The organism is Paraburkholderia sp. 40 (genome assembly GCF_050434105.1).
GTDB classification, from domain to species: Bacteria; Pseudomonadota; Gammaproteobacteria; order Burkholderiales; family Burkholderiaceae; genus Paraburkholderia; species Paraburkholderia tuberum.
Genome location: NZ_JBNPVY010000004.1, coordinates 1,741,752 through 1,768,414 on the forward strand (window position 1 = coordinate 1,741,752; position 26,663 = coordinate 1,768,414).

23 protein-coding genes and 1 pseudogene are annotated in these 26,663 nt (G+C 64.5%); 6 read left to right on the plus strand and 18 right to left on the minus strand.

The window, feature by feature from the left end:
- Positions 1-4: 4 nt before the first annotated feature.
- From OKW28_RS29695 to OKW28_RS29715, 5 genes are all read right to left on the minus strand, one after another.
- The gene (locus tag OKW28_RS29695) at positions 5-454 is read right to left on the minus strand and encodes an acyl-CoA thioesterase (protein ID WP_184028416.1); all 450 of its coding nucleotides are present in this window, start codon (positions 452-454) and stop codon (positions 5-7) included.
- 28 nt (positions 455-482) lie between these two features.
- Complete coding sequence (locus tag OKW28_RS29700) at positions 483-1,631, minus strand: iron-containing alcohol dehydrogenase (RefSeq protein WP_429450909.1); 1,149 nt, start codon at positions 1,629-1,631, stop codon at positions 483-485.
- A 184-nt stretch (positions 1,632-1,815) separates the two neighbouring features.
- Entirely contained in the window at positions 1,816-2,346 is a 531-nt protein-coding gene (locus OKW28_RS29705) for an NUDIX domain-containing protein (RefSeq protein ID WP_429450911.1), read from the minus strand.
- Positions 2,347-2,472: 126 nt separating this feature from the next.
- Positions 2,473-3,504 (minus strand): threonine aldolase family protein, encoded by a 1,032-nt coding sequence (locus tag OKW28_RS29710; RefSeq protein WP_429450912.1) that lies wholly within the window; start codon positions 3,502-3,504, stop codon positions 2,473-2,475.
- Positions 3,505-3,591: 87 nt separating this feature from the next.
- The gene (locus OKW28_RS29715; protein ID WP_429450914.1) at positions 3,592-4,905 is read right to left on the minus strand and encodes a YbfB/YjiJ family MFS transporter; all 1,314 of its coding nucleotides are present in this window, start codon (positions 4,903-4,905) and stop codon (positions 3,592-3,594) included.
- A gap of 101 nt (positions 4,906-5,006) precedes the next feature.
- On the opposite strand from OKW28_RS29715, the gene OKW28_RS29720 reads away from it, so the two are divergent.
- Positions 5,007-5,927 (plus strand): LysR family transcriptional regulator, encoded by a 921-nt coding sequence (locus tag OKW28_RS29720; protein ID WP_187610861.1) that lies wholly within the window; start codon positions 5,007-5,009, stop codon positions 5,925-5,927.
- 160 nt (positions 5,928-6,087) lie between these two features.
- On the opposite strand, the gene alaS is transcribed toward OKW28_RS29720, so the two are convergent.
- Complete coding sequence (gene alaS / locus OKW28_RS29725; protein WP_429450915.1) at positions 6,088-8,712, minus strand: alanine--tRNA ligase; 2,625 nt, start codon at positions 8,710-8,712, stop codon at positions 6,088-6,090.
- A gap of 289 nt (positions 8,713-9,001) precedes the next feature.
- Here alaS and OKW28_RS29730 point away from each other — a divergent pair, with 289 nt between their 5' ends.
- Entirely contained in the window at positions 9,002-10,222 is a 1,221-nt protein-coding gene (locus tag OKW28_RS29730; RefSeq protein WP_429454497.1) for a CaiB/BaiF CoA transferase family protein, read from the plus strand.
- Between the two features lie 18 nt (positions 10,223-10,240).
- Here OKW28_RS29730 and OKW28_RS29735 read toward each other — a convergent pair whose 3' ends face one another.
- Together OKW28_RS29735 and ggt are read right to left on the minus strand one after the other, a co-directional pair.
- Positions 10,241-10,801 (minus strand): RBBP9/YdeN family alpha/beta hydrolase, encoded by a 561-nt coding sequence (locus OKW28_RS29735; RefSeq protein ID WP_429450917.1) that lies wholly within the window; start codon positions 10,799-10,801, stop codon positions 10,241-10,243.
- Positions 10,802-10,856: 55 nt separating this feature from the next.
- Entirely contained in the window at positions 10,857-12,650 is a 1,794-nt protein-coding gene (gene ggt, locus OKW28_RS29740; RefSeq protein WP_429450918.1) for a gamma-glutamyltransferase, read from the minus strand.
- A gap of 350 nt (positions 12,651-13,000) precedes the next feature.
- Here ggt and OKW28_RS29745 point away from each other — a divergent pair, with 350 nt between their 5' ends.
- The gene (locus tag OKW28_RS29745) at positions 13,001-14,710 is read left to right on the plus strand and encodes a glutamine--tRNA ligase/YqeY domain fusion protein (RefSeq protein ID WP_429450920.1); all 1,710 of its coding nucleotides are present in this window, start codon (positions 13,001-13,003) and stop codon (positions 14,708-14,710) included.
- A 105-nt stretch (positions 14,711-14,815) separates the two neighbouring features.
- Complete coding sequence (locus OKW28_RS29750; protein ID WP_429450922.1) at positions 14,816-15,805, plus strand: transporter substrate-binding domain-containing protein; 990 nt, start codon at positions 14,816-14,818, stop codon at positions 15,803-15,805.
- Between the two features lie 16 nt (positions 15,806-15,821).
- On the opposite strand, the gene OKW28_RS29755 is transcribed toward OKW28_RS29750, so the two are convergent.
- The 3 genes from OKW28_RS29755 to OKW28_RS29765 all read right to left on the minus strand — a co-directional run bounded on the left by OKW28_RS29755 (position 15,822) and on the right by OKW28_RS29765 (position 18,381).
- Entirely contained in the window at positions 15,822-16,271 is a 450-nt protein-coding gene (locus tag OKW28_RS29755) for an NUDIX hydrolase (RefSeq protein WP_429450924.1), read from the minus strand.
- Between the two features lie 46 nt (positions 16,272-16,317).
- A complete protein-coding gene (locus OKW28_RS29760) occupies positions 16,318-16,701 on the minus strand; it encodes a hypothetical protein (RefSeq protein ID WP_429450926.1) in 384 nt (127 codons plus the stop codon).
- 114 nt (positions 16,702-16,815) lie between these two features.
- Complete coding sequence (locus OKW28_RS29765; RefSeq protein WP_429450928.1) at positions 16,816-18,381, minus strand: methyl-accepting chemotaxis protein; 1,566 nt, start codon at positions 18,379-18,381, stop codon at positions 16,816-16,818.
- A gap of 408 nt (positions 18,382-18,789) precedes the next feature.
- Here OKW28_RS29765 and OKW28_RS29770 point away from each other — a divergent pair, with 408 nt between their 5' ends.
- Positions 18,790-20,196, plus strand: coding sequence for a tyrosine-type recombinase/integrase (locus OKW28_RS29770; protein WP_429450930.1), 1,407 nt, complete (start codon positions 18,790-18,792; stop codon positions 20,194-20,196).
- Positions 20,197-20,564: 368 nt separating this feature from the next.
- Positions 20,565-20,798, plus strand: a complete 234-nt coding sequence (locus tag OKW28_RS29775; protein ID WP_429450932.1) for a hypothetical protein — start codon at positions 20,565-20,567, stop codon at positions 20,796-20,798.
- A gap of 152 nt (positions 20,799-20,950) precedes the next feature.
- On the opposite strand, the gene OKW28_RS29780 is transcribed toward OKW28_RS29775, so the two are convergent.
- The 7 genes and pseudogenes from OKW28_RS29780 to OKW28_RS29810 form a co-directional block, all read right to left on the minus strand.
- Complete coding sequence (locus tag OKW28_RS29780) at positions 20,951-21,076, minus strand: hypothetical protein (RefSeq protein ID WP_429450934.1); 126 nt, start codon at positions 21,074-21,076, stop codon at positions 20,951-20,953.
- Positions 21,077-21,565: 489 nt separating this feature from the next.
- Entirely contained in the window at positions 21,566-21,733 is a 168-nt protein-coding gene (locus OKW28_RS29785; RefSeq protein WP_429450936.1) for a hypothetical protein, read from the minus strand.
- A gap of 307 nt (positions 21,734-22,040) precedes the next feature.
- Positions 22,041-24,107: an AAA family ATPase gene (locus OKW28_RS29790; RefSeq protein ID WP_429450938.1), complete on the minus strand. Its 2,067-nt coding sequence runs from the start codon at positions 24,105-24,107 to the stop codon at positions 22,041-22,043.
- 133 nt (positions 24,108-24,240) lie between these two features.
- Positions 24,241-24,459, minus strand: coding sequence for a hypothetical protein (locus OKW28_RS29795; RefSeq protein ID WP_429450940.1), 219 nt, complete (start codon positions 24,457-24,459; stop codon positions 24,241-24,243).
- Positions 24,459-24,650 (minus strand): DNA-binding protein, encoded by a 192-nt coding sequence (locus OKW28_RS29800; protein WP_429450941.1) that lies wholly within the window; start codon positions 24,648-24,650, stop codon positions 24,459-24,461. The genes OKW28_RS29795 and OKW28_RS29800 overlap by 1 nt, the downstream gene beginning before the upstream one ends.
- 91 nt (positions 24,651-24,741) lie before the next feature.
- Positions 24,742-25,518, minus strand: coding sequence for a hypothetical protein (locus OKW28_RS29805; protein ID WP_429450943.1), 777 nt, complete (start codon positions 25,516-25,518; stop codon positions 24,742-24,744).
- A gap of 173 nt (positions 25,519-25,691) precedes the next feature.
- Positions 25,692-26,254 (minus strand): annotated as a pseudogene (locus tag OKW28_RS29810) (recombinase family protein).
- Between the last annotated feature and the right edge of the window lie 409 nt (positions 26,255-26,663).

Genomic DNA, 26,663 nt, shown 5'->3' on the forward strand with positions numbered 1-26,663 from the left:
GCGTCTAGTCCGCCGGCCCGACGACGCACAACGGTTCGAGCGCCGCGCGCAGCTCGGCGGGCAGGTTCACGGGACGACGCGTCGCGCGATCCACGTAGACGTGCACGAAGTGTCCTTGCGCGGCGGGCTCGGCGTCGCCGTCGCGAAATAGCCCCACCTCGTAGCGCACGCTCGACGTGCCGAGCCGCGCGACGCGCAAGCCCGCGTCGATGCGATCGGGAAACACGAGCGGCGCGAAGTAGTTGCACTGCGTCTCGACGACCAGCCCGATCGTCGTGCCGTGTTCGAAATCGAGTACGCGCGCGCGGATCAGATACTCGTTCACGACGGTGTCGAAATAGCTGTAGTAGACGACGTTGTTCACGTGGCCGTAGACGTCGTTGTCCATCCAGCGCGTGGTGATCGGCAGGAAGTGCGGATACGCGGCGCGGCCGGCGGGGGCGGGTTTGTTCATCGGACGTGGCGGTTGGTGGATGCGAGGATCACAGCGACTCGGTCAGCATGCGGCGATAGTCGTCGGCGCTCGCCTCGCGCGGATTCGTGCGATGACAATGGTCGACCAGCGCGCCCTGCACGACCTTCTCTAACATGCTTTCGTCGACGCCCATCTGCCTGAGGCCGGTCGGCAGTCCAAGCCGCGCCGTCATGTCGAACAGCGCCTGCGCGAGATCCGCATGCTCGGGCACCCCCATCACGCGACGCATGCGCGCATAGCGACGCTCGGCCACCACGCTCGGCGCGCGCTCGTTGAAGCGCAGCACCGCGGGCAGCACGACCGCGTTCAGCGTGCCGTGATGCAGCGACGTGCGGCCGTTCACCTTCAGGCCGCCCAGCGGATGCGACAGCGAGTGCACACAGCCGAGGCCCTTCTGGAACGCCATCCCGCCCTGCATCGACGCGCTCATCATGTTCAGGCGCGCCTCGCGATCGCGGCCGTCCGCGCACGCGCGCTCGATGTTGTGCCACGCGCGTTCGAGGCCGTCGAGCGCGATACCGTCGGCGGGCGGATTGAAGGCCGGCGCGAGGAAGGTCTCGATGCAATGCGCGATCGCGTCCATGCCAGTCGCGGCGGTCAGCCCCGGCGGCAGGCCGAGCGTGAGACCGGGATCGCACAGCGCCGATTTCGGCAGCAGATTCCACGAGTGAAAGCCGAGCTTGCGGCCGTCGTTCAGAATCACGATCGCGCCGCGCGCGACTTCGCTGCCAGTGCCGGCCGTGGTCGGAATCGCGATCAGCGGCGCGACGGCGTCGGTGATCTTCGCGCTGCCGCCTTCGATCGTCGCGTACTGCGTGAGCGGCCCCGGATGCGTGGCCGCAATCGCGACGCCCTTCGCGAGATCGATCGACGAACCGCCGCCCACCGCGATCAGCCCGTCGCAGCGCTCGTCGCGATACACCTGGGCGGCCGCGAGCACCATTTCCTCGGTCGGGTTCGACGGCGTGTCGTCGAACAGCGGCACGTCGCCGAGCTTCAGCGCGTCGAGTGCCTGCCGCGCAATGCCGGCCGCGACGACGCCCTTGTCGCTGATCACCAGAGGCCGCTCGATGCCGATGCGCGCGCACTCGGACGACAGTTGCGACAGTGCGTCGTAGCCCAGATGAATATGGGTCAGGTAGTAGATGTAGGCCATGCCGTTTTCTCCCTGAGCGTGCGCTCATTGACCGCCGATTGACGTGGATGATCGGTTCGGTGATGCGTCGATGGATGTGCCGAATCGTGTGGTGTCGCGTGCGTTGTGGGCTGTCTCCATGTTGGCTGTGATTTCTGCGTCGTCTGTGTGCTGGCTAATGTTGCGGCTCGATGGGCCGAACGCCTCACTGCCCCGGCCGCTCGACGAATTCGAACGGCAAACCGCGTCGCCGCATCCATTCGCCGAGCGCCTGGCCGGTGCCCGCGCGCCACGGCCGCAGCTTCGCGGGCTCGACGAGCCGGTATTCGAGCAGCTCGGGCGACAGCGCGATCGTCCCATGCGCCTTCACGTGATACGCGATGATCAGTTCGTTCTTGCGGATGAATTCGTACACGCCGATCAGCTCGACCGACTCGGCGTGCAGCGACGTCTCCTCCATCACTTCGCGCGCGATGCCCTGCTCCGGCGTCTCGCCGTTTTCGAGGAAACCGGTGATCAGCGCGAACATGCCCTCGGGCCACGCGGCATTGCGCGCAAGCAGGATCTTGCCCTCGTACTCGACGATCGCCGCGACGACCGGCAGCGGGTTATTCCAATGGACGTAGCCGCACTCGGTATCGGGACAGCTCTGACGGACGCGGCCGCCCTCGTGGTCGGGGTCGGCGCGTTCGGTCAGGGGCTTCGCGCAGCGGGGACAGAATCGGTACTCGGTCATGGCGGGGGACGTCTCTTTGTTTCGTGTTTTTTAGCGGGGCGTAGTTGGGTGGCTTCGCGAGTGTGCCGAGTGGTGCATCCAGGCGCCGGTGGTAACTCGGGTTCCAGCAACCTCACGCGTCTTCCATCACGCGACGCACAGCTCACGCACGTCGGCGGCGAAACGCTCGACCGTGTCGGGCTGCGTGTCCCATGCGCACATCAGCCGGCAACCGCCCGCGCCGATGAACTCGTAGAACTTCCAGCCGCGCGCGCGCATCGCCTTCGCGGCACGCGGCGGCAACTGCGCGAACACCGCGTTCGATTCGCTCGCAAACATGATGCTCACGCCGGGGATTTCCTGCAACCGCGTCTCCAGCAGACGCGCCATCGCGTTCGCGTGACGCGCATTGCGCAGCCATACGTCGTTGTCGAGCAGGCCGAGCCACGGCGCGGAGATGAAGCGCATCTTCGATGCGAGCTGTCCCGCCTGCTTCAACCGATAGGCGAAATCGTCGGCGAGCGCGCGGTCGAAGAACACCACCGCCTCGCCGACCGGCAAGCCGTTCTTGGTGCCGCCGAAACACAGCACGTCGACGCCCGCGCGCCACGTAATCTCCGACGGATGCACGTCGAGCGCGGCGGCCGCGTTCGCGAAGCGCGCGCCGTCCATGTGCACCTTCAGATGACGACGCTTCGCGATCGCCGCGATGGCGCGGACTTCCTCGACGCTGTAGACGGTGCCGACCTCGGTCGACTGCGTCAGCGTGACGACCTTGGGCTTCGGATAGTGGATATCGGCGCGCCGCGTGACGATGGACTCGATCGCATCGGGCGTGAGCTTGCCGGCGATGCCCGGCGCCGTCAGCAGTTTCGAGCCGCCCGAAAAGAACTCGGGACCGCCGCACTCGTCGGTCTCGATGTGCGCGAGTTCGTGGCAAATCACCGAGTGGTACGACTGGCACAGCGACGCGAGCGCGAGCGAATTGGCCGCCGTGCCGTTGAACACGAAGAACACCTCGCAATCGGTCTGAAACAGGTCGCGCAGACGGTCGCAGACCTGGTTGGTCCAGGAGTCGTCGCCGTAGGCCGGCTCGTGGCCGCTGTTGTTGGCGGCGATCAGCGCGTCGAGCGCTTCGGGACAGATGCCGGCGTAGTTGTCGGACGCGAAATGTTGCATGGTCGAGCGACGCGCCCGGCGACAGGCGCGAGGGAATGACGGAAAGCGGTCATTTTAGTGCGCTCGTGCGAGATTTGTTTTCGCGTCTTAGCTGCAACCGCAATCCGGCATGCGGCCACGGCGCGGGCCACGCGGCACGCGCGTCACCGCGATGAGGCCCGCCGCCCCCGCCAGCAGCGCGCCCGCGGCGAGCCACAGCGCCAGCGAAAACGACCCCGTGCGCGCGGCAATCGGCGCGGCCATCAACGGACCTGCGATCTGACCGATGCCATAGGCCGCCGTCGCATAACCCATCAGCCCGGCCGCGTAGTCGCCGCGCAGACGCCGCGCCTCGCGCATCGCGAATAGCGTGATCGCGGTGAACGGCAGGCCAATCAGGATGCTGCCGAGCGAGATCCCGCCCGCCGTCGGCCACACGATGCCCAGCGCGATGCCGAGCGCCTGCAGCACATACGAGCCCGCGAGCAGCGCGCGGTTGTCCCAATGCACGGGCAAACGCGCGGCGAGCAACGCGCCGACGATCAGCGCCGCACCGAACATCGGCCAGAACAGGTCCGGCCACGCCGAGCCCGGCAACGCGTGACGCGCGATGACCGGCAAAAAGGTCGCGGTGATGATGTAGCCGAAGCCCGGTATGCCGTAGAGCAGGACCAGCCAGAACGCGTCGGCGCGGTGGACGGCATGGCTCGTCTGAATGCCGGCCGTACGAGGCGGCTGGTTTGTGCTGGCGCGCGATCCGGTGGCGGGCTTTGCGGTTGCGGAGCTTGCAGCGGCAGGCTTCGCTATTCCCGCACGCAGCGCTTCGCCAAACACCGGCCACACCAGCACCGACAGCACCGCGCCGATCACCGCAAAGCCGATCCATCCGACCACCGCGCCATAGCCGCCCGCGACGCTGACCAGCAAGCCGGTGCCGACGATGCCCACGCCCGGCCCCGTATAGATGACGCCGCTCCACGCCTGCGCGCCGAGTTCCGCGAGCCGCCGCAAGCCCCACTGCGACGCGAACACGAAGGTCCATGCGCTGACCGCGCCGGCGACGAAGCGCACCAGCGCCCACGCCCAGAACTGGCCGGTGACGCCCATCGCGAGCGTCAGCAGCACGGTCGCGGCGAGTCCGACGCGCACCATGCGCGCGGGCTCGACCCGCAGCGCCGCGCACGTCATCGCGCCGGCGAAATAACCGGCGTAATTGAACGATGCGAGCCAGCCGCCATGCTGGATATCGATCTGCGGCTGGCCGAGCGCGGCGCCGTGCAGCATCAGCGGCAGCAGCGGCGTGAATGCGAAGCGCCCGATACCGAGCGCGACGGCCAACGTGACCATGCAGGCGAGCGCCGCGCGCCGGGCGGTGTGCGGCTCGTGGAAGCGCGGGTACGCGTGGGAAGCGAGATCGTTCATGGTCGGACGGTCAATCGGCGATGGTGTGAATCCATATTAGCTTGACCTTTTGATCACGAAAAGTGAATAATTAGGATGTTATTCATCGCCAGGAGAGAATCATGGATCTGGCCGCTCTGACCATTTTTCGCGCGGTCGTGCGCGAAAACGGCGTGACGCGCGCCGCGGCGAAGCTCAATCGCGTGCAATCGAACGTGACCACGCGCATCAAGCAGCTCGAGGAGCAGCTCGGCACCGAGCTGTTCATCCGCGACGGCCGCCGCCTCGTGCTGACGCCGGCCGGCGAGACGCTGCTGCCCTACGCGGAACGGCTGCTCGCGCTCGCCGACGAGGCGCGGCACGCGGTGCGCGAGGATCGTCCGAGCGGGCGTCTGCGTCTCGGCACGATGGAAAGCGTCGCGGCGACGCGTCTGCCGGGCCTGCTCGCGCAATATCACCAGCAATGGCCGGCCGTCGAACTGGAATTGGAGACCGGCACGACCGGCAGGCTGATCGAGCGGGTGCGCGAGTTCGAGGTCGATGCGGCGCTGGTCGCGACGCCGCTAGATCCGGCCACGCTCGGCGATCTGTTCGAGACCGTGCCGATCTTCCGCGAGGAACTCGTGATGCTGACGCCGCGCGGTCATCGGCCGATCCGCGAAGTGCGCGACATCGCGCTATCGACGCTGATCGCGTTCGAGCGGGGCTGCGCTTATCGCGCGTATATCGAGAAGTGGTATCTGGAGCACGGCACGCGGCCGCAACGGGTGCTGGAGCTCGGCTCGTATCACGCGATCGTCGCGTGCGTGGCGGCCGGCGCGGGCGTCGCGGTCGCGCCGCGCTCGGTGCTCGATCTGCAGACCGACACGAGCAATATCGCAGTGCACGAATTGCCCGATATCGGCATGATCGACACGCTGCTGGTGTGGCGACGCGGGCATTTTTCGTCGGCGCTCAATGCGTTGCGACGCACGCTGGTGGCGTCGCAGGAAGGGACGGCCGAGGTGGATGCGGTGGCGTCCGCGGATGCGAACGTGGTCTGATCGTTGAATCCGCCCCGGCAACAAGGTTCGGCGCAACCCGGTCGGCTTCAGCAAAAGCGAAGGGGCCACGCAACGCGCCGATCCTGCTGGCGCACCGCGTGGCCCCTTCGTCGAACCCGGCTCGACTTCGCGTCGAGCCGGACTCAACCGACTATCAGAATCAAAGCTGCCCTTCGACCCAGCCCTTGACGCCCGCGAGCGCCGCCGGCAGGTTGGCCGGCTCGGTACCGCCGGCCTGCGCCATGTCCGGACGGCCGCCGCCCTTGCCGCCCACCTGCTGGGCCACGAAGTTGACCAGTTCGCCCGCCTTGACCTTCTTGCTCGCGTCTGCGGTCACACCCGCGATCAGGCTGACCTTGCCGCCTTCCACCGACGCGAGCACGATCGCCGCGCTCTTCAGCTTGTCCTTGAGCTTGTCGACCGTTTCGCGCAGCGTCTTCACGTCCGCGCCTTCGAGCGTCGCCGCGAGCACATGCACACCGCCGACTTCGATCGCCTGGCCCGCGAGTTCGTCGCCCTGGCTCGACGCCATCTTCGACTTCAGCGCGCCCAGTTCTTTCTCGAGCGCCTTCACCTGGTCTTGCACCTGGCCGATGCGCTGCGTGAGTTCCGCCGGTTGTGCCTTCAGCACGGCCGCGGCCGCGTTGACGCGCGCTTCGAGCTCCTGCACGTAGCGCACCGCGTTGTCGCCGGTGATCGCCTCGACGCGACGGATACCGGCCGCGACGCCGCCTTCCATCACGATCTTGAAGAAACCGATGTCGCCCGAGCGATTCACGTGCGTACCGCCGCACAGCTCACGCGAGAAGCCGAGGTCGAGCACGCGCACTTCGTCGCCGTACTTTTCGCCGAACAGCGCCATTGCGCCGCCCTTCACCGCCTCGTCGTACGACATTACACGCACGATGCCGGGCGCGTTCGCCAGCACTTCGGCGTTGACGATTTCCTCGACGCGGCGGATCTGCTCGTCCGTCATCGGCGCGTTGTGGGCGAAGTCGAAGCGGGTCTTGTCGGCGTCGACGAGCGAGCCCTTCTGCTGCACGTGCGAACCGAGCACTTCGCGCAGCGCCTTGTGCATCAGGTGCGTGGCCGAGTGGTTGCGCGCCGTGCGGGCGCGGCGCACCGCGTCGATTTCGGCCTTGACGATGTCGCCGAGCTTCAGCGTGCCCTGCTCGAGCGTGCCGTGGTGGCCGACCACGTCGGCCTGAACCTTCAGCGTATCGACGACCGCAAAGCGCGTGCTGGCGTTCGCGAGCACGCCCTGGTCGCCGACCTGGCCGCCCGACTCCGCATAGAACGGCGTGTGATCGAGCACGACGACCGCCTGCTGGCCGGCCTGCGCCTGCTGCACCGACGCGCCATCGACGTACAGCGCGACGACCTTGGCGTCGTCGAAGACGATTTCTTCGTAGCCGTGGAAGGTGGTCTTCGCGCCCGAGTATTCGAGACCCTGCGCCATCTTGAACTTGCCCGCCGCGCGAGCCTGCTCGCGCTGACGCGCCATCGCGTCGTCGAATGCGGGTTCGTCGACCGTCACTTCGCGCTCGCGGCAGACGTCCGCCGTCAGGTCGAGCGGGAAGCCGTAGGTGTCGTGCAGCTTGAACGCGAGTTCGCCGTCGAGCGTCTTGCCACCCCTGGCGTCGAGATCGGCCAATGCGGCCTCGAGAATCGACATGCCGTGCTCGATCGTCTCGAAGAAGCGCTCTTCTTCCTGACGCAGCACGTCGGTCACGCGCTGCTCGGCCTGCTTCAGTTCAGGGTAAGCGTCGCCCATCTGCGCGACGAGGTCGGCGACGAGGCGATGGAAGAACGAACCCTTCTTGCCGAGTTTGTAGCCGTGGCGGATCGCGCGGCGCACGATACGGCGCAGCACGTAGCCGCGGCCTTCGTTGCCAGGAATCACGCCGTCGACGATCAGGAACGAGCACGCGCGGATGTGATCGGCGATCACCTTCAGCGAGTTGTTGCCCAGATCGGTCACGCCGGTTTCGCGGCCAGCGGCTTGAATGAGCGCCTGGAACAGGTCGATCTCGTAGTTGCTGTGCACGTGCTGCAGCACCGCGGCGATGCGCTCGAGGCCCATGCCGGTGTCCACGCATTGCTTCGGCAGCGGCGTCATGTTGCCCTGCGCGTCGCGGTTGAACTGCATGAACACGAGGTTCCAGATTTCGATGTAGCGGTCGCCGTCTTCCTCGGGCGATCCCGGCGGGCCGCCCCACACATCCGGGCCGTGGTCGTAGAAGATTTCCGAGCACGGGCCGCACGGGCCGGTGTCGGCCATCTGCCAGAAGTTGTCCGATGCGTAGCGCGCGCCCTTGTTGTCGCCGATGCGGATGATGCGCGCGACCGGCACGCCCACTTCCTTCGCCCAGATGTCGTGCGCTTCGTCGTCTTCCTGGTAGACGGTGACCCAGAGCTTGTCTTTGGGCAGCTGGTAGACGCCGGTCAGCAGTTCCCACGCGTAGTGGATCGCGTCGCGCTTGAAGTAGTCGCCGAACGAGAAGTTGCCGAGCATCTCGAAGAACGTGTGATGACGCGCGGTGTAGCCGACGTTCTCGAGGTCGTTGTGCTTGCCGCCAGCGCGCACGCTGCGCTGCGCGGTCGTGGCCCGCGAATACGGACGCGATTCCGCGCCGAGGAACACATCTTTGAACTGCACCATCCCCGAATTGGTGAAGAGCAGTGTCGGGTCGTTGCCGGGCACGAGGCTCGACGAACGGACGATCGTATGGCCCTTCGATTCGAAGAACTTGAGGAATTTCTCGCGGATTTCAGCGGCTTTCATAGCGGGCGGGGGACGGTCCTGACGGTTCCTGACGGAGACTGGCGGTCGGTGGGATGCGCCAACTGTCTGTTTCTTTAAACGACTGATTATACGGGATCGGCAAGCGCGCGCGGCACTGCGCGCCGCCTGGTTGGCGCTCGCGTGTCCGATCGTCCGATCCGCGCCATGACGTTCGGCTGACTGCGCCCGCGAGCGCGAATCGCTTAAGATGACTTCCACGAAACTTCGCGCGAAATAACGCATGGCAGCTCGCCGCGCGGCCTGCAACCATCAGGAGACATTCAAGAACATGGGCGCTCTCAGTCACATCCGCGTGCTGGACCTCACCCGCGTGCTCGCCGGTCCGTGGTGCGCGCAGACGCTCGCCGATTTCGGCGCCGACGTCATCAAGATCGAACGCCCCGAGGTCGGCGACGACACGCGCCACTGGGGGCCTCCCTATCTGAAAACGCCGGACGGCGCGGACACGCGCGAGGCCGCCTACTATCTCGCGGCGAACCGCAACAAGCGCTCGGTCACGCTCGACATCGCGTCGCCCGAGGGTCAGCGGATCGTGCGCGAACTGGCCGCACAAAGCGACGTCGTGCTCGAGAACTACAAGGTCGGCCAGTTGAAGAAGTACGGCCTCGACTATGACTCGCTCAAAGAGGTCAGGCCCGACCTGATCTACTGCTCGGTGACGGGCTTCGGGCAGACCGGCCCGTATGCGCAACGCGCCGGTTACGACTTCATCGTGCAGGGGATCGGCGGCTTCATGAGCATCACCGGCGAGCGCGATGGTCAGCCGGGCGGCGGCCCGCAGAAGGCCGGCGTCGCGATCGCCGACCTGATGACCGGCATGTACTCGACGATCGCGGTGCTGACCGCGCTCACGCACCGCGACCGCACGGGCGTTGGCCAATACATCGACATGGCGCTGCTCGACGTGCAGGTCGCGATGCTCGCCAACATGAACTCGAACTACCTCGCGAGCGGCCAGCCGCCGGCGCGCTGGGGCAATGCGCATCCGAACATCGTGCCCTACCAGACCTTCCAGACCAGCGATGGCTGGATCATCGTCGCGGTCGGCAACGACGGACAGTTCCGCAAGTTCGTCGAAGTGGGCGGCCGCCCGGAACTCGCCGACGACGAGCGTTTCGCAACCAACCCCGCGCGCGTGCGCAACCGCGAACTGCTCGTGCCAATGCTCGCGGACATGGTCCGCCGGCAGGGCAAGCAGCAATGGATCGCGGCGCTCGAAGCGGCCGGCGTGCCGTGCGGGCCGATCAACAACCTCGACGAAGTGTTCGACAACGAGCAGGTGGTCGCGCGCGGTCTGCAGGTCGATCTGCCGCATCCGTCGGGCGGCACGGTCAAGCTCGTGCGCAATCCGATCACCATGACCGGCACGCCGCCGCAGGCGCTGAGCCATCCGCCGCTGCTTGGCGAGCATACCGAGCGGGTGCTGAGCGACGTGCTCGGATACGACGCGCAGACGATTGCCGAGTTGAAGCGCAAAGCGGTGATCTGATCGAGGAGGCGGCGAGACTCAGCGCATCGCCATTAGCGAAGCCAGCCAGCCCCGCCCCTCGTCCCAATCGTCGAGACCGCTGTCGGCGTTGATGTGGCCGCGCGCGCCGATCCCGATCCAGCGGCTGCCCCACGCGTTCGCGCAGGTTTGTGAAAACGCCACGCCGCCATAAGGATCGTCGCTGCTCGCCACCACGATCGTCGCAAACGGCAGGCGGGTGAGCGGCACCGGCGCAAAGCCGCCCGCGTCCCTCGGGAAGTGCGCTTCGTCCGGATCGGGCACGGCGACCAGCAGCGCGCCGGCCACCTTCGCAAGCTGCGCCGCGCTTGCGTACTGCGAGGCCCAGAACGCCGTGGTCAGACAGCCGAGGCTGTGAGCGGCGAACACGATCGGCGCGTCCACGGCGTCAAGCGCGGCGGCCAGCGTGCGGCACCAGGCGTCGCGCGAAGGGTGGTCCCAGTCCGGCATCTGCACGCGGACGAACGCGGGATCGAGCGCTTCCCAGCGCGTTTGCCAGTGGCCTGGGCCGGAGTCCAGATAGCCCGGCAGAACGAGTGTGGTTGGTTGGTGTTCGGTCATCGTGCTTCCCCGTTTTCGGCTTATCGCCCACTCGCGGGATAGCGCGGCGGGCCGTCTACCGTATTACGCGTGCCACGCCGCCACCACGGGGATCGCTCGCGGGCTCGGGTGTCGTGCCGTCCACGCGGATCATCTGCACGTCGCCGTTGAACGACTGCTGCTCGACCGTAAAGCCGAGCGCCTTCAATTGCGTGGCGAGCTCATCCGGCGCGGGACGGTACGGCTCGAAGTAGATCGTCTTTTGCGGCAGCAGCTGATGATGGAAACGCATCGCGGCGAGCGCGTCCGTCGGTGACATGTCGAAGTCGTACAGATTCGTCATCACCTGGAAGATCGTCGTCAGGATGCGAGAGCCGCCGGGCGTGCCGATCGCTAGCGCGATCTTGCCGTCCTTCAGCAGCAGCGTGGGCGTCATCGACGAAATCGGGCGGCGGCCCGGCGCGATCGCATCCGGCTCGGCATCGGCGGCGCCGGGTGTCGACGCGCCCGTCGCGCCAGCGACGGCTGGCTTGATCACGAAATCGTCCATCGCATCGTTCAGCAGGAACCCGCCGCCGTCCACCACGACGCCCGAGCCGAAATCGCCGTTCAGCGTGTAGGTGTTCGACACCGCGTTGCCCCATTTGTCGACCACCGAGAAATGCGTGGTTTGCGTCTTCTCCGTCGCCGCGCCGCCGTCGACACCGGGTTTCACCGTCGCGGCGGCCGGCGCTTCGTCGGCTTTGACTTCGGCCGCGCGCTGCGCGAGGTAGGCGTCGTCGATCAGCTTCGCGACCGGCACCGGCGATGCGTCCGGGTCGCCGATATGGCGCTGCCGGTCCGCGAACACGCGATCCTCGATCTGCGCGATCAGATGGATGTACGGCGCTGAATTCAACGCAAGGCCGTCGAACGCTGGCTGCAGATCGGCCCGCATCTTCAGCATCTGGATCAGCCCGAGGCCGCCCGAGCTCGGCGGCGGCGCGGTGATCACGCGGTAGCCGTGCCAGTCGGCCGCGAGCGGCTCGCGCCACAGGGCCTTGTACTGGCTCAGATCCTGGCTCGTGATCAGGCCGTGGCCGTACATCTGCGCGGCGATCATTTGAGCGGTGCGGCCCTCGTAAAACTCGCGGCCGCCGTCGCTCGCGATCCGCCCCAGCGTCTGCGCGAGTTCCGGTTGGCGCAGCATCGCGCCCGCCTTCAGGTTCGCGAAGTAGGCGTCGAAATTGGTCTTGCCGGCGAAACTCTTCGCGGCCGCGTCGCGTCGCTGCCGCAGCCGCGGGTCGACCTGGAAGCCGTCGGTCGCGTAACGGATCGCGGGCGCGAGCACCTGCTTCCATTTGAGCTTGCCGAAGCGCCGCTGCGCTTCCCACATGCCATCGACAGTGCCCGGCACGGCCGCCGCGCGATGCCCGACCGTGCTCATGCCCGGCGCCACGTTGCCCTTGTCGTCGAGGTACATGTCGCGGGTCGCCTGCTGCGGTGCGCGCTCGCGATAGTCGAGAAAATACGGCTTGCCGTCAACCAGCAGCGTCATGAAACCGCCGCCGCCGAGGTTGCCCGCATCGGGCCGCGTGACGGCGAGCGTGAAGGCCATCGCAACCGCGGCATCGACCGCGTTGCCGCCTGCGGCGAAGATCTGCTGCGCGGTGTCAGCGCTGTAGCTATCCGGCGCGGCGACTGCCGACGCATCGAGCGCCGGCTTCGGCGCCGGTGTTTTCGCGGCGGCGGACAGCGGCGCGGCCACGTTCACGGCAAGCGCGGCAAACCAGGCCGAAGCGAGCACACGACGGTTACGGCAAGAAAATCGGGCGCTAGCCAAAGCGCGGGCAAAGGGCGCGCGAAACGCGCCGTGCGTCGGGACAAACATCCGAGAAAACTCCGGCAACGAGGCGAGCATGGCGCACGAGCAGCGCAGCCTCGTGCAGGAAGATGAAGGACAGCGTGGACGGCTCGGGCAAGCCCGCCCCGCGCGAAGGCCCAGCACAGGCGCGCGGGCCGCGCGCAGCAGCGCATCCTAAGTCGGCGCGTCGCGCGTCGCCAACCCGTTTTACCTCCTGTTACAGCCCCGCGCGCCGGCTTCCCTGACTCCGGCAGCCGCGCCAAACCCACTCCGCCGTTGGCTGCGCGCCGCAACCACCTGCCGCGAACGGGCTCGTCAGGTAGAATTGACGGCTACACGGGCGCATTGCGCGCCCCCACGGACTCTCATCTTCTCGCATGAATACCGAACGCAACGACGCGCCCGCGGCATCCAATTTCATCCGCAACATCATCGACGACGACAACCGCACCGGCAAATGGAACCAGCGTGTCGAAACGCGCTTCCCGCCGGAGCCGAACGGCTATCTGCACATCGGTCACGCAAAGAGCATCTGCCTGAACTTCGGCATCGCGCGCAGCTACGGCGGCGTGTGCCATCTGCGCTTCGACGACACCAATCCGGAAAAGGAAAGCGTCGAGTACGTCGAGTCGATCATCGACTCCGTGCGTTGGCTCGGCTTCGAATGGGAAAAGGACCGCACCGAGCATCTGTACTTCGCGAGCGACTACTACGACAAGCTATACGAGTTCGCGGAGCTGCTGATCCAGCGCGGCCGCGCGTACGTGGATAGCCAGTCGGCCGAGGAAATCCGCGCGAACCGCGGCTCGGCCACCGAAGTCGGCACGCCGTCGCGCTTCCGCGAGCGTTCGGTCGCGGAAAACCTCGACCTGTTCCGCCGCATGAAGGCGGGCGAGTTCAAGGAAGGCGAGCACGTGCTGCGCGCGAAGATCGACATGTCGTCGCCGAACTTCAACATGCGCGACCCGGTCATCTACCGCATCCGCTTCGCGCATCACTACCGTACGGGCGACGCCTGGTGCGTGTACCCGATGTACGACTACACGCACTGCATCTCGGACGCGCTCGAAAACATCACGCATTCGCTGTGCACGCTCGAGTTCGAAGATCACCGCCCACTGTACGACTGGATCCTGAACGAACTCGCCGAGGCCGGTGTCTTCGGGCGTCCGCTGCCGCAGCAAATCGAGTTTTCGCGCCTGAACCTGACCTATGCGATCACCAGCAAGCGCAAGCTGCTGCAACTCGTCAACGAAGGCCATGTGGAAGGCTGGGACGACCCACGCATGCCGACCATCGTCGGCTTGCGCCGGCGTGGCTTCACGCCCGAGTCGATCCAGCTGTTCTGCGAGCGCATCGGCGTGACCAAGGTCGACTCGTGGATCGACATGAGCGTGTTCGAAGGCGCGCTGCGCGACGATCTCGACGAGAAGGCGCCGCGCATTGCCGCCGTGCTCGATCCGGTCAAGCTGATCATCGACAACTTCCCCGAACGCCTCACCGAGCCGTGCCACGCACCGGTGCATCCGCATCATCCGGAACAGGGCCTGCGCGAGTTTCCGATTTCGCGCGAGTTGTGGATCGAGCGCGAGGACTTCACGGAGACGCCGCCGAAGGGCTACTTCCGCCTGTTCCCGGGCAACAAGGTGCGGCTGCGCTACGGCTACGTGATCGAATGCACGCACGCGGACAAGGACGAGAACGGCAATATCGTCGCGGTGCACTGCAACTACTTCCCGGACAGCAAATCGGGCACCGAAGGCGCGAACAATTACAAGGTCAAGGGCAACATCCACTGGGTCAGCGCGGCGGCCGCGTGCCCTGCCGAAGTGCGCATCTACGACCGGCTGTTCAAGGAACCGCAACCGGACGCCGGCGGCCGCGACTTCCTCGAAGCGCTGAATCCGGACTCGAAGCGCGTGGTCCAGGCCTACCTCGAAACCGGCGCGCGCCATGCGCTGCCGGAGCAGCGCTACCAGTTCGAGCGCCACGGCTACTTCGTCGCCGACCGCGTCGATTCGAAGCCGGGTAAGCCCGTATTCAACCGCATCGTCAGTCTGCGCGACAGTTGGGGCAAGCCGGCCTGAGACCGCGCCAGCGAGGGCCCGGCGTTGCGGGCCCATCCGGGTTGCCGGATGTTTCGATCGACACTCACTGCGCGCTCGCCTGAGCGCGCCGGTCCGGGAGGTCCGATGAAGGTTGCAGACCGCCACGGGGAAGGGTCTGAAGGTAGGGTTCGCGTCGCACGGAACGCGTGCGGCTCACGCTTCCCGCGTCTGCTACGCGGCATGCACAGCGTGCTGCTTACGCTGGCCGCCTGGGGCGCGCTCGCGTTCGCCGGCCCCGCCCGCGCGGATGAACTGACCGGCACGCTGAGAAAGATCCACGACGACGGCGTCGTCGTGCTCGGCGTGCGAGAGGCGTCGATCCCGTTCTCGTACTTCGACGGCAAGCGCACGGTCGGCTACTCGCAGGCGATCGCGATGCAGATCGTCGATGAAATCAGGAAAACGCTCGGCATGGCGCAGCTGCGGGTTCACGAAATCACGGTGACGTCGTCGAACCGCACGCCGATGCTGCTGAACAACCAGATCGATCTCGAATGCGGCTCGACCACGCACACGGTCGAGCGCGAGAACGTCGCCGCGTTTTCAGACAGCATTTTCCAGTACGCGGTGCGCATGATCACGCGCAGGAACAGCGGCATCACCGATTTCCCCGATCTGGCCGGCAAGCCGGTCGTGACGACCGCGGGCACGTCCGACGAGCGCCTGCTGCGCAGCCTCAACACCGACAAGCAGCTGAACATGCGCATCATGAGCGTGCGCGACCATCAGGACGCCTTCAACGCGATGAAGGACGGTCACGCGGTGGCGTTCGTGATGGACGAGCCGATCGTCTACGGTTTCAAGGCGACCGACCCGCATCCCGACGATTTCATCGTGACGGGCACGCCGCTTGGCTACGAGGTTTATGCGTGCATGTTCCGCAAGGGCGACGAGCCGTTCCGCGCGCTCGTGAATCGCGTGATCGTGCGCTCGCAGACGTCCGGCGACGCCGAGCGTCTGTATCGGCAGTGGTTCACGCAGCCGATTCCGCCGCATGGCATCAACGTCAATTTCCCGCTGTCCGAGCAGAACCGCGCGTTGTTCGCGCATCCGAACGACCACGCGCTCGATTGAAGGCGGCGTGCGCCGTCTATAGCGACCGGTGCAACTCCGTGAGCGACAGCGTCGTCTCGAAGAGCCGCGTCAGACTACGGCTCGCATAGCGCGGCACCTCTTCGATCGACGCCCAACGGTAGTCGTCCATTTCGGGGATCAGCGTGCCGTCCGAGCGGCGCGGAAACAGCGACGTGCAGGTGCACGTGCTCAGATCGAGCTCGCCGACACCCGCGCGCGCCGCGAACAGATGCAGGTCCTTGTCGCGCCGGTAGACGAACAGGCCGAGATCCTTCAGCCGATCGGCCTCGAGCGCGATGCCGGTTTCCTCGACCATCTCGCGCAGCGCCGTCACCTGCGGCGCCTCGCCGTCCTCGCACTGGCCTTTCGGGATGTCCCAGTGCGTCGTTTCGGTGGCGTGCGCGAGCAGCACGCGTCCGTCGGGATCGAGCAGCACGATCCCGCACGAGACGATTCGCGGGCTCATCGCGCAGCCTCACTGCATGCACCTCTCGCGCCGCGCTCACGCATGCTCAACGCTTCTGCAGCTGCCAGGCGCCACCTTCCTTGCAGAAGTTCGGACGCAGGTTCATCGATTGCCCTTTCGCATTGAGTACGACCCCGAGGATGCGGCAGGTGCGTCCGCCTTTGGTCGAGGTGCTGTCCATCGAAATGGTCGCGTCGATCTTCACGCTATTGCCGGTGCCGTCGTTGACCCACGTGAAGCTCTCGCCGTCCTTCCTGTCATTGAGCGCGCTCATGACCGCATGCTTGATCGAGTCGTTGTCACGCTGTCTCATATAGGTGATCGGCGTGTCGCTCAGAAAGCCAAGGTTCGCAGCTTGCGCGCCGATCGCCGCGCCGAGCAGGAGGCTCGCGGCACTGAGGTGGAACAGCACACGGGTTCGCGTCGACATGTAGGACTCTCCTCGAAGTGTGCACGGCGCGCACGGGCGCACGGCGGCTTTTGATCCTGACCTCAAAAGCATAGCATGCACACTTCGGCAGGCAGCGCGCCATCGCCGCGGCCATCAACGCGCGGCGGCCGTCCCCTGCAGGCGGAACGTGTTGACGACGTCGCGCAGCATCTGCGCCTGCTCCTGCATCGACTGCGCGGCGGCCGCCGCCTGTTCGACCATCGCCGCGTTCTGCTGCGTGGTCTCGTCCATCTGCGCGATCGCGAGATTGACCTGCTCGATGCCGCGGCTCTGCTCGTCGGACGCGGCGGAAATCTCGCTGATGATGTCGGTCACGCCCTTCACCGCATCGACGAGCGACTCCATCGTGCCGCCCGCCTTCTCGACGAGCGTCTTGCCGCTGCCGACGCGCGCGACCGAATCCTCGATCAACGTCTTGATCTCCTTGGCCGCGTCGGCGCTGCGGCGCGCGAGGTTGCGCACCTCGCCCGCGACGACCGCGAAGCCGCGGCCCTCCTCGCCGGCGCGCGCGGCTTCGACGGCCGCGTTCAGCGCGAGGATGTTGGTCTGAAACGCGATGCTTTCGATCACGCCGATGATATCGACCACCCGCGCCGAGCTCGCCGCGATGCTTTGCATGTTCGCGACGACGTGCTGCACGGCCTCGCCGCCCTCGCCCGCGAGCTGCGACGCCGAGCGCGCCATGCGGTTGGCCTGCAGCGCGTTGTCGGCGTTCTGCTTGACGGTCGCCGTCAGCTGCTCCATGCTCGCGGCCGTTTCGCCGAGCGACGACGCCTGCTGTTCCGTCCGCGCCGACAGATCAAGATTGCCCGCGGCGATCTCTTCGGCCGCGACCGTGATCGTTTCGGTGCCGCCGCGAATGCGCCGGATCGCGTCGGCGAGGCGGCTTTGCATGCGCTGCATCGCGAACAGCATGCTTTCCTGATCGTCGCCGGCCAGTGTGACCGGGCACGACAGATCGCCGTCGGCGATCGTCTCCGCGACGCTCGCCGCATAGGCGGGCTCGCCGCCGAGACTGCGCTTCACGTTGCGGATGATCAGCACAAGCGCGAGGGTGCTGAAGCTGCCGATCACGAGGATCGTCAGCAGATAGCGCAGCAGGTTGGCGCGGAACGCCGCGTCGATGTCGTTGACGTAGACACCCGAAATCAGAAACCAGTCCCACGCGGCAAAGCGCTTGACGAAGCTGATCTTCGGCACGCGCTCGTTGTTGCCGGCGAGGCGGCCCATGTAATCGACGAAGCCCTGCCCGTGCGCCTGCGCGACCTTGACCATTTCGACGAACAGCAGCTTGCCGTCGCTGTCCGCGTAGTGCGACACGTCCTTGTTGCGCAGATCGGCGAGCATCGGATGCATGATCACGACCGGCCTGGCAGTCGACACGATCATGTAGCCGCTGCCGGGGTAGCGGATCGCGGACAGCCGCGCCAGCGCCTGCTGCCGCGCCTGTTCGGGCGTCAGCTCGTGCTGGTCGGCGCGCTGCGCGTAGTCGGCGACGATGCCGTACGCGCTTTCCACGACGTTCTGCACCGCCGACTTGCGCTCGGCCAGCATCGTCGCGCGCGACTGCCATGCGGCCCAGCCGCCGAGGCCGAGCAGGCCGAGCCACGTAATCAGCAGCGCGAGCCAGAGTTTGGTGTTGAGGCTAAGTCGGTTCACGCTGGTTCCTCCATCGCGGCGCGTCACACAGTTCTGTTGAATTAACGGCGCCGCGCGCGATTTCCTGAGTCGGGAAACACCCGAAGCGAGCCGTACGAACACGCGACAACCTGGCAGCCACCGGGCGCGCAACATTGCACAAAAACAAAAAGGGTTACAGGCGTGACGCCTGTAACCCTTCGATGATTCTGGTACGGCAGGAGGGACTCGAACCCCCCACCCTCGGCTTAGAAGGCCGAACGTTCTGGCATTTATCGGCATTGATCCGTTTCCATGAAAAGCCACAAAACCCTGTCAGATAAGGTCTTTAGGCAAATACCTGCATTCAACCGTGTTGATAAAAATTGATTGATTACCGTATTATTTGCCTACACAGTGCCTACACGGCACATCCATGTAGGAAATCTGATGAAAAAAGAGAACTTCACGCCCGAGCGAGTGGCGGGCCACCAGTGCGATCCGGGGCGGCAACAAACCATCTTTTGGGACCGGAAGCAGCAAGGGCTGGGGCTTCGCGTTACGGCATCCGGGCGGAAGGCGTACATCTATGAGGGCCGCTTGTTCGGCAAGACGTTGCGCATCACGATTGGCGCACCTGATGCGTGGCCCATTGAGTCGTACGTCACGATCGATCCGACCGGCAAAAAGATAGAGCGCCTGGGTGCGCGGCAAGAGGCTGCGCGGCTCAAGGCTCTCTTGGACCGACACATAGACCCACGCGAAGAAAAGGCAGAACAGCGCGCCGCCCATGAGGCCCGCAGGCTCGAATCGCGCCGTCAGGACGCGACGGTAGGCGATGCTTGGCGAGCATATCTTGACGCGAGCCGGGCCAAGTGGAGCGAGCGCCACTATAAGGATCATGAAAATCTGGCTCACGCTGGCGGCGCGGAGAAACGCCGGGGGGCGGGGTTGACGGTGCCGGGGCCGCTTGCGCCGCTTATGCGCCTGAAGCTATCGAGCCTGACCGCCGAGACGATAGCTGCATGGCTTGAAGCCGAGGCGCAAAACCGCCCGACCAACGCCGAGCAGTCTTACCGCAAGCTGCGGGCATTTATTCGCTGGTGTGACGACCGACCGGAGTATTCCGGCATCGCTGCGCAGAACGTCTATAACGCGCGCTCAGTCCGTGAGGCGGTGCCGCGCACCAACGCAAGGGACGACTGTTTGCAGCGCGAGCAGCTACCGGCGTGGTTTGATGCTGTGCGCAAGATTGGCAATCCGATTATCTGCGCATACCTGCAAGCGCTGCTCATCACTGGCGCGCGGCGTGAGGAAATGGCCGCGCTGAAATGGCACGACGTTGATTTTAAGTGGCGCTCCCTGTCCATCGCCGACAAGGTTGAGGGTTCGCGCGTCATCCCGCTGACGCCATACCTCGCATCACTACTCCGCGAACTGAAGCGGATAAACGACACGCCGCCCAACGTCCGGCAGCTACGTCGCTTGCAGGGGCGCGGCGGAAAATGGCAACCGTCGCCTTGGGTGTTCGCCAGCAAGACCGCCGCTGACGGCAAGATTGCCGAGCCGCGATACGCGCACAATCAGGCACTCGCCGCTGCGGGCCTACCTCATGTGAGCTTGCACGGCCTGCGCCGCTCGTTCGGGACATTGAGCGAATGGGTAGAATGCCCAGTCGGCGTTGTTGCTCAGATCCAAGGCCACAAGCCGAGCGCGATTGCCGAAAAGCACTACCGCCGCCGGCCGCTCGACCTGCTTCGCATGTGGCACGATAAGATCGAGGCATGGGTCCTAGGGCAGGCCGGGATTCAATTCCGGGTCGACGATGTGGTTGTCGGTCTGCGTGTCGTGGTGTGACTACGATGAGCGTGGCCGTCACGGTGTCGGCAAGATTCGGCGCGCAGAGGTAGTCAGCAGTGCTTGAATGTTGGCAAACGCCTAGTTCGGTGAAAACGTCCGGCAGACACTTTCGTCGTGGAAGGGCGCGCAGTGTCGATCAGACACCGAGAAACCCGCAGCACGACGCAGGGGAAGAAGTGCGACGGTGCGGCCAGCACTCAGGTTAAACGTCGTCAAGCCACCGATCACGATGGCGATCGGTCGACTGGCAACTTGGCGGCTCGTCCACTCGCTGCCGGCGATGCGCGTGTTCTTCACGCCGCGCGACCACCGTGCGGTTCGACATTCGATCGCCGTGCGCGCCAACTCAGGCAAAGGCACTTACCATGATGCCCAAAATCTTTCTCGAACTACCCGGTAAAGCGCGGCAGGCGCCGGCCGACCTGAACGACGAATACACGATCACGGTGACGCGACCGGATGGATTCGCGTGTACCGACGATGAGGCCAGAACGGTGATGGTCATGTGTCTGCGCGAAGGGCCGCGCAAGCGCCGCAAGGCCAAGGTGCCCGAGCAGCAGCAGCTCGAGGCGCGCGGGCAGATGCGCCTGATGGAGTGATGCGGTTCGAACGCGCCGGGCACCAGGCCGCGTGGCGGGCCCGACATGGCCCTCGCCCAAAATCCGTTACCGGAACGAAAAAATGTTCCACTGCCTTGTAGGGCGGCGACCGCGATACAGTGCCACTACTTGGGACGGGAGCGCCCGCCAGATCATTGGCGCAGGGCCTGCTGACCGGCATCGCCGAGTCCTTGAAGGGCGCCAGCGAACATGGCGCCGCCCATGCCGCTGCAACCAGCGAGGACTGAGGCAAGCGTTATTACGATAATCGTTTTCATTTATCTAGTCTCCTTAAGCCATGCGGGCGTGTTAGCGTATTGTTGCTGTAATTCCTCGTTGTACATTCGCTCCGATGCTCGCGAAAGCCTCAAAGATCGAAGCGGTTGGCCACTCGAATCTGGTCAGCGATTGCTAGAGAACTGAATTGGAGAATTCGGGGCGCCGGAGCGCCCCGCGTTATAGCGCGGCTCGAATTCGACTCTAATCACTGGTCCCAACGTAAGACCCATCGGGTGCCATGTGCGGAGCGCCGCCGACATATGAGCCATCGGGTGCCATGTGCGGAATGCCGCCGACATAAGACCCACTGGGAGCCATCTGTGGGGTACCGCCAACATAAGTGCCATTGGGAGCCATCTGTACGTTTTGAGCATAGGCGGGTTGAATTACAGCAAGCAGCGCCACAGTTGCTGACATTAGAATCGGCTTCATAAGTATTCCTCTTGGTAAATCATTTTTTACCCGTCTTAACGGCTTTGCATACAGGATTAAGCCCGCCACTTCAGAGCCCGAATCACCCCAACCATCGCGAGAACCCACACGATGCCGATGGTTCTGAGCAAGACTGGATCGGGGCCAAAAACCTGCTCTATGAGAACTTTGGCGATGAAGAGGCCAAACAAACCTGACAACATTGCGATCGCCACGCTTTTCATTCTCCCCCTCCCTTCTCGTTGGCCTCACTTCCAAGCGTCTTCGTTATGCCACTTCAGCGACACTTACGTCTGTTGGATGCCCCGCTTTTTCGGACTTACGAAACTGTGCAAGCTTTTGGTGGCCGTGGGACCTGAGTCGAGCCGACAAAGACGCTAGCGAATCGGGCGCGCCGGCCGCACGCCACTTTCGATAGATGTATGACTGTCTCAAACGGGAATGAAGGCGGTCGCTCGAACGTGCTTCTTAACTGACCGAGATGGACACAAAACACGCAAATTCGCTTTTTTGCGTCTTTTGCGTCCATGCTCAAGCAGCCCACAGCCAGTTGTTTTTGACCTGATACAGGCGACGCGACGCCATCGCCTCGATTGCCCGCTTGGCAGTGGTGCGACGGCGCTTCAGATCTTCGTCGATGAGCGCCGCGCTGGCGGCAGTGATGGCGGCTTCCAGTTCGACGCACGGACAATCCTCCGGCGAGCCCTCTTTGCCGTGGTCCATCGATTCGCGCAGCAACTGCTTCAGGGCGTCGTGGACGAGGGTCTGCTTCGTCCCTTGAGGCTTGGGGCGGCGCACTTCCTGCATGGTGCTGTCGGACTCGACAACGCAGCTCGTGATCGGATCGCTGTACTCATCGTCGCCCAGCGCCACGACGCGCAGCGCAAAGGCATGCACGCCGCCGGTTTCATCATCCTTGGACTTGGCGATGACCCACTCTCGCCGGTCAGTCACCTCAATGGCGGAATCGAGCGCTGCGAGCAGGCTCGAATGCCCCCGCAGTCCCTTCGTCGCGTCCTTGCCGGTGTGATGCACCAGCAGCACCAGGCCGCCAAGCCACGCCTGCAACATCTTGGCGGCCGCGATGATGTTGCCCATATCCACGGACGAGTTCTCGTCGGCTCCTGGCGCGGCGCGGTTCAGCGTGTCGAGCACCACCAGCCCCCCAGCGCCGCCAGCGTTGCGGATCGCCTCGGCAAGCTCGACGAGGTCCGCCCGTTTGCGCAGGTCGAACGATTCGGTCACGAAACGCAGGTCATGAGGCAACGGCTTTCCATGGTGCAGCGCCCACGCCTTGACGCGTTTGCCCATGCCCGCCTCCCCTTCCAAGGCGCAGTACACCACCGGGCATTGGGTGATGCGGCGTCCGGACCAGTCAGGGTCGCCGCCCGCCACGGCGGCGGCAATGGCGAGCGCCAGAAAGGACTTGCCGCAGCCGGGGGGGCCGAACAGCGCGGCAATGCCTTCGCGCGGCAGCACCCCGCGCAGCATCCACTCCAGCGGCGGCATATTCGCTAGGTCGGCAGCAGAGCGCAACTCAAAGCGCTTCGCCGGAGATTTCTGCATGGGCTCCGGCTCGTCGGCGTTCTGACTGTCTTTCTCCGCCACCGCCCGCACTTCCTTCACCCAATGCTTGAGAGTTCCAATCGTCACGGCGTCTCGCCGGTCGCCAAAGCTCTCCCATTCCTTTTCGCACAAGCCCGGCTGGTACATCAAAACGCCGTCCGCATTCACGCGCTCGTCGTTCGAGGACCAGGCATCCCACAGCCCGCACCACTCGTCGTCGCCATCACCTTGGTGATGCAGGATCATGCCCAACTTCAACCAGCGTGCCCGACCCCATTCATCGGAATTCGGGTCGAGATACGAGAGCAGCTCGTCTTTGACACGCTCAAGGGTCCAGCGCGGGTCGGGGTGTTTAAACTCCAACGCGCTAAAGTCGTCGTCCACGACTGCCAGCGCCCCGCGCGTTGCTATCTGCTTCAACACTTCGGGATCGACGTTCGCCAGGTAATAGTCCGGGTTCAGGTAGCCGTCGCCAGCATGCGCGCCGCACTTGAACTCAGCGCCCTGGTTTTGCACGGGTCGATACATGATGCGCTCAGCTTCCAACGAGCCACGGTCAAGCGGCGCGGGGAAATATGCGGCGATGGCTTCAACCAGCGGGCGGTGTTCGGCACGCGAAAAATTACGTCCGACAGGAACAATCACACGGATGCGAGGGTGCTCCTGCGTATGGGAGCGGGTCGTATGCCATAAATAGGCAAAGAGGGCGAGCACATCGCCGCGCACAAGCGCGGCGTATAATTCTGCGCAACCGCGGTCAAAGTCGAGCGGGATTGCCGAGCCGTACTCGAAGGACGCACCGTCGCGCTTGTTGTCTTTGAAAGATGCGAACGCGACGAACGGATCGCCGGCTTTGGCCTTGCTCTTCGTTGCGGTATCGAGGGCCATGAAGTCGCTATGCGGCATGGGATTCTGCTGCGGCTTTGAGGCGAGGGCCGTCAGCGTGGCAAAGTCCAGCGTTCCCTTTTTGGTGATAGCGCCACGGTTGCCTTGGCCGAGAGATGCGATGATCGGGCGGGGTGCCATCACCATAGGCTGATGTACCTGAGTGGGTTGGTGCGATATCATGTTATTATTTAGTTATACTTACCGCCCCGGAGGCTGCTATGAACAGCTGGTCCGGGGTTTTCTTTAGTGTGAGGGGAAACCGGGATAGAAGTCGGTTTTAGACTCCTGCACGCTTCGCCGCACCCTTTGCTTTATCTTCCATGCGATCGTGTGCGCGCTGCGCAACGAGCATGAACGCCGCCAGTGCAGCGCCGGTGTCGGCCTCTTTCAAACCCTCCTCGGCCAATGCTTTCTTAATGGCCTTCAGACCATGGAACAGGTAGCACTCGGCCTCGTCGATGGCGTCATCCCATCTTTGGATGGATTCATTCGGCATTACGCATCTCCCGCCAGTTGCTCGACAGAATCGGCGGGCCACAGCAAAAGACGATTAGGTCCCTTCTTAGGGACCACCCCGAAATAGCTGCCGGTCGCGCTATAGCGTTTGCGGATGGTCTGCGGGCGAAGGTTCAGCCACGCCGCGAGTTCGGCGGTGGTGAGAGAGTGGGCAGGCGTTTTCAGGTTCATCGGTTTCCCTTTTTGTTGAATGGAGAACCGATTGGAACCTGCGCACCCTCCCCCTTCGCAAGTGTCTCCCCTACTCCATTTTGGGGTAGGGTTAGGGGGCAGGGTCGCCGCACGTCTTATAAGCGATCCGCTTGTCGTCGAGCAGCCTCTGCCAGGCTTTCTCAAACATGCTGCCGGTGAACCTAGGTAATCTTTTCCTGACCTCGGCCCTTACCCCTGGTTTTCCATCCGGGTTTTGGGGAAGCGCTGTGGCCGTGTATTTAAGTGCGGCGATCTCCAGCAAGATCGCCTCCTCTTGCTGCTGGCGCACGGGTATCGGTTTCGCTGGATCGGTTACGGCGGCTTTGTCGCTCCCCTGCCCAAACCCGTTCGCAAGCATCATGGCGTCGAAATGCGGGTGGTAGTCAAGGCCCTTCGCCTTGGCGATGGCCCACCAGTCCGCAAGTGTCCGATCGACCTTGGGGTCGGCGCTCTCGAACCGATCGATCAGGGTTGCATGCGCGTCTCTAATCGCCGCCTTGACAGCGGACAGTGGGTCGGCTTCCCTATGATCGCCACCGCACAGCGCCACTGCGGCTTTCGGTGAAAGAACCACTTTGCCCGTCTTAAGCAGGTTTGCGCCGTCTATCAACTCGTACAGCCACTGCCACTCGTACAGCGACTGCCTAGGCTCGAAGGGGGGGCGTGGCGGCTCGACCCACAAGGGCGCGCTATCGCCACCTTGGAGCCAAAACAGCGGGCCGGTGTCCCGTGTAGGCGGGACCGGCACGCCACAGCACTTGGGATGCGTCGTCGCCTCGCCATCGGGAAAATCGATCTCGGCCGTATTGCCGCATGCGGCGCAGCGGTAGATGTAGCGTTCTGTCATGGGTCATTTGGGTAATAGCGGATCAACACGCTACCCGAAAACAATTCGACCAGAAGCCACAAATCAGCGGACGCAAAACGACGCACCCCTATAGGGGGTGCGTCTTTTGCGTTTTGGGTCCTACTTTACAAAAAAACCGCAAATTCGGCTTTTGCGTTTTTTGCGTGCACCAATCAGGCCTGATTCACGACGGTCAAGATACTGGCGCGCGAGATCGAGTACAGCCGGGCCAGCGAGCTGATACTTTCGCCTCGGCCGTACCGACTATCTCCGCGCGCTGCTCGGGCGTCGTCTTCGCCGGGCGGCCGAGTGTCTTGTCCTCGTCCTTCGCGCGGGCCAGTCCCGCCTGCGTGAGCTCGACCAGCAGGTCACGCTCCATCTCGGCGACCGCCGCGAGCATGGTGAGCATCATCTTTCCAGCGGGCGAGGCGAGGTCGAGCTTGCCGAGCTGTAGAACGATCACGGCCATTTTGCGTGCGCGCAGCAACTCGACCGTCGCGCCCACGTCCTGCGCATCCCGCCCGAGCCGGTCGAGCTTCGAGACAACGAGCGTTTCGCCATCGCGAATCTTCGCCAGCAGGGCGGCAAATTGCGGGCGCTGGCTGGCGCTGGTCTTCCCGCTGATGGTGTCGGCAAACCAGCAATCGACCGCGTAGCCCGCCCCTTCAATTTCGAGGCGCTGGTTTTCCGTGGACTGCTCGCGTGTGCTGACGCGGCCATAACCGAACGTTGCCATTGTGATTCCGGTGAAAACTGTTAGAAATCACCGTCAGAATATTGCGGACCGTTAGCAATGAAAAAGGCTATTTTTCCAACATGGAGTGAGTTGATTGCTGAACATGTTAGGAAACGGTCGTTTTCTGACGTCATGTGAGGCGAGGGCCAGAGCCAGACATCCGTTTCCATCGGGTGGGCTGCTTCGGGGCAGTCCGGCGAAGCCTCCCGGTTCAGCGGAAGATTTCATGGCAGGTAGTTCAATCCGCTTTGATACTCGTCTGATGTGGTTTTCAGCGGGTGATTGCAGCGATTCCAGCACTGAAAGGATTGTCGAAAAGCATTCTCTCGGCACCGTGCTATTGATGAATTTCTGCCCCCGGCACACCAAAAATCGCTTTGAAAATGGGTCCCATACGATTCGTGGCCAA

Bases quoted from the DNA above. Each gene is read 5' to 3' on its own strand.
- OKW28_RS29800 (WP_429450941.1), bottom strand. From the start codon at position 24,650: ATGAACCTGAAAACGCCTGCCCACTCTCTCACCACCGCCGAACTCGCG.
- OKW28_RS29770 (WP_429450930.1), top strand. From the start codon at position 18,790: ATGAAAAAAGAGAACTTCACGCCCGAGCGAGTGGCGGGCCACCAGTGC.
- OKW28_RS29735 (WP_429450917.1), bottom strand. From the start codon at position 10,801: ATGACCGAACACCAACCAACCACACTCGTTCTGCCGGGCTATCTGGAC.
- OKW28_RS29785 (WP_429450936.1), bottom strand. From the start codon at position 21,733: ATGAAAAGCGTGGCGATCGCAATGTTGTCAGGTTTGTTTGGCCTCTTC.
- OKW28_RS29755 (WP_429450924.1), bottom strand. From the start codon at position 16,271: ATGAGCCCGCGAATCGTCTCGTGCGGGATCGTGCTGCTCGATCCCGAC.
- OKW28_RS29790 (WP_429450938.1), bottom strand. From the start codon at position 24,107: ATGGTGATGGCACCCCGCCCGATCATCGCATCTCTCGGCCAAGGCAAC.
- OKW28_RS29760 (WP_429450926.1), bottom strand. From the start codon at position 16,701: ATGTCGACGCGAACCCGTGTGCTGTTCCACCTCAGTGCCGCGAGCCTC.
- OKW28_RS29720 (WP_187610861.1), top strand. From the start codon at position 5,007: ATGGATCTGGCCGCTCTGACCATTTTTCGCGCGGTCGTGCGCGAAAAC.
- OKW28_RS29745 (WP_429450920.1), top strand. From the start codon at position 13,001: ATGAATACCGAACGCAACGACGCGCCCGCGGCATCCAATTTCATCCGC.
- OKW28_RS29700 (WP_429450909.1), bottom strand. From the start codon at position 1,631: ATGGCCTACATCTACTACCTGACCCATATTCATCTGGGCTACGACGCA.
- OKW28_RS29705 (WP_429450911.1), bottom strand. From the start codon at position 2,346: ATGACCGAGTACCGATTCTGTCCCCGCTGCGCGAAGCCCCTGACCGAA.
- OKW28_RS29750 (WP_429450922.1), top strand. From the start codon at position 14,816: ATGAAGGTTGCAGACCGCCACGGGGAAGGGTCTGAAGGTAGGGTTCGC.
- OKW28_RS29715 (WP_429450914.1), bottom strand. From the start codon at position 4,905: ATGAACGATCTCGCTTCCCACGCGTACCCGCGCTTCCACGAGCCGCAC.
- OKW28_RS29795 (WP_429450940.1), bottom strand. From the start codon at position 24,459: ATGCCGAATGAATCCATCCAAAGATGGGATGACGCCATCGACGAGGCC.
- OKW28_RS29710 (WP_429450912.1), bottom strand. From the start codon at position 3,504: ATGCAACATTTCGCGTCCGACAACTACGCCGGCATCTGTCCCGAAGCG.
- OKW28_RS29695 (WP_184028416.1), bottom strand. From the start codon at position 454: ATGAACAAACCCGCCCCCGCCGGCCGCGCCGCGTATCCGCACTTCCTG.
- ggt (WP_429450918.1), bottom strand. From the start codon at position 12,650: ATGTTTGTCCCGACGCACGGCGCGTTTCGCGCGCCCTTTGCCCGCGCT.
- OKW28_RS29780 (WP_429450934.1), bottom strand. From the start codon at position 21,076: ATGAAAACGATTATCGTAATAACGCTTGCCTCAGTCCTCGCTGGTTGC.
- alaS (WP_429450915.1), bottom strand. From the start codon at position 8,712: ATGAAAGCCGCTGAAATCCGCGAGAAATTCCTCAAGTTCTTCGAATCG.
- OKW28_RS29730 (WP_429454497.1), top strand. From the start codon at position 9,002: ATGGGCGCTCTCAGTCACATCCGCGTGCTGGACCTCACCCGCGTGCTC.
- OKW28_RS29775 (WP_429450932.1), top strand. From the start codon at position 20,565: ATGATGCCCAAAATCTTTCTCGAACTACCCGGTAAAGCGCGGCAGGCG.
- OKW28_RS29805 (WP_429450943.1), bottom strand. From the start codon at position 25,518: ATGACAGAACGCTACATCTACCGCTGCGCCGCATGCGGCAATACGGCC.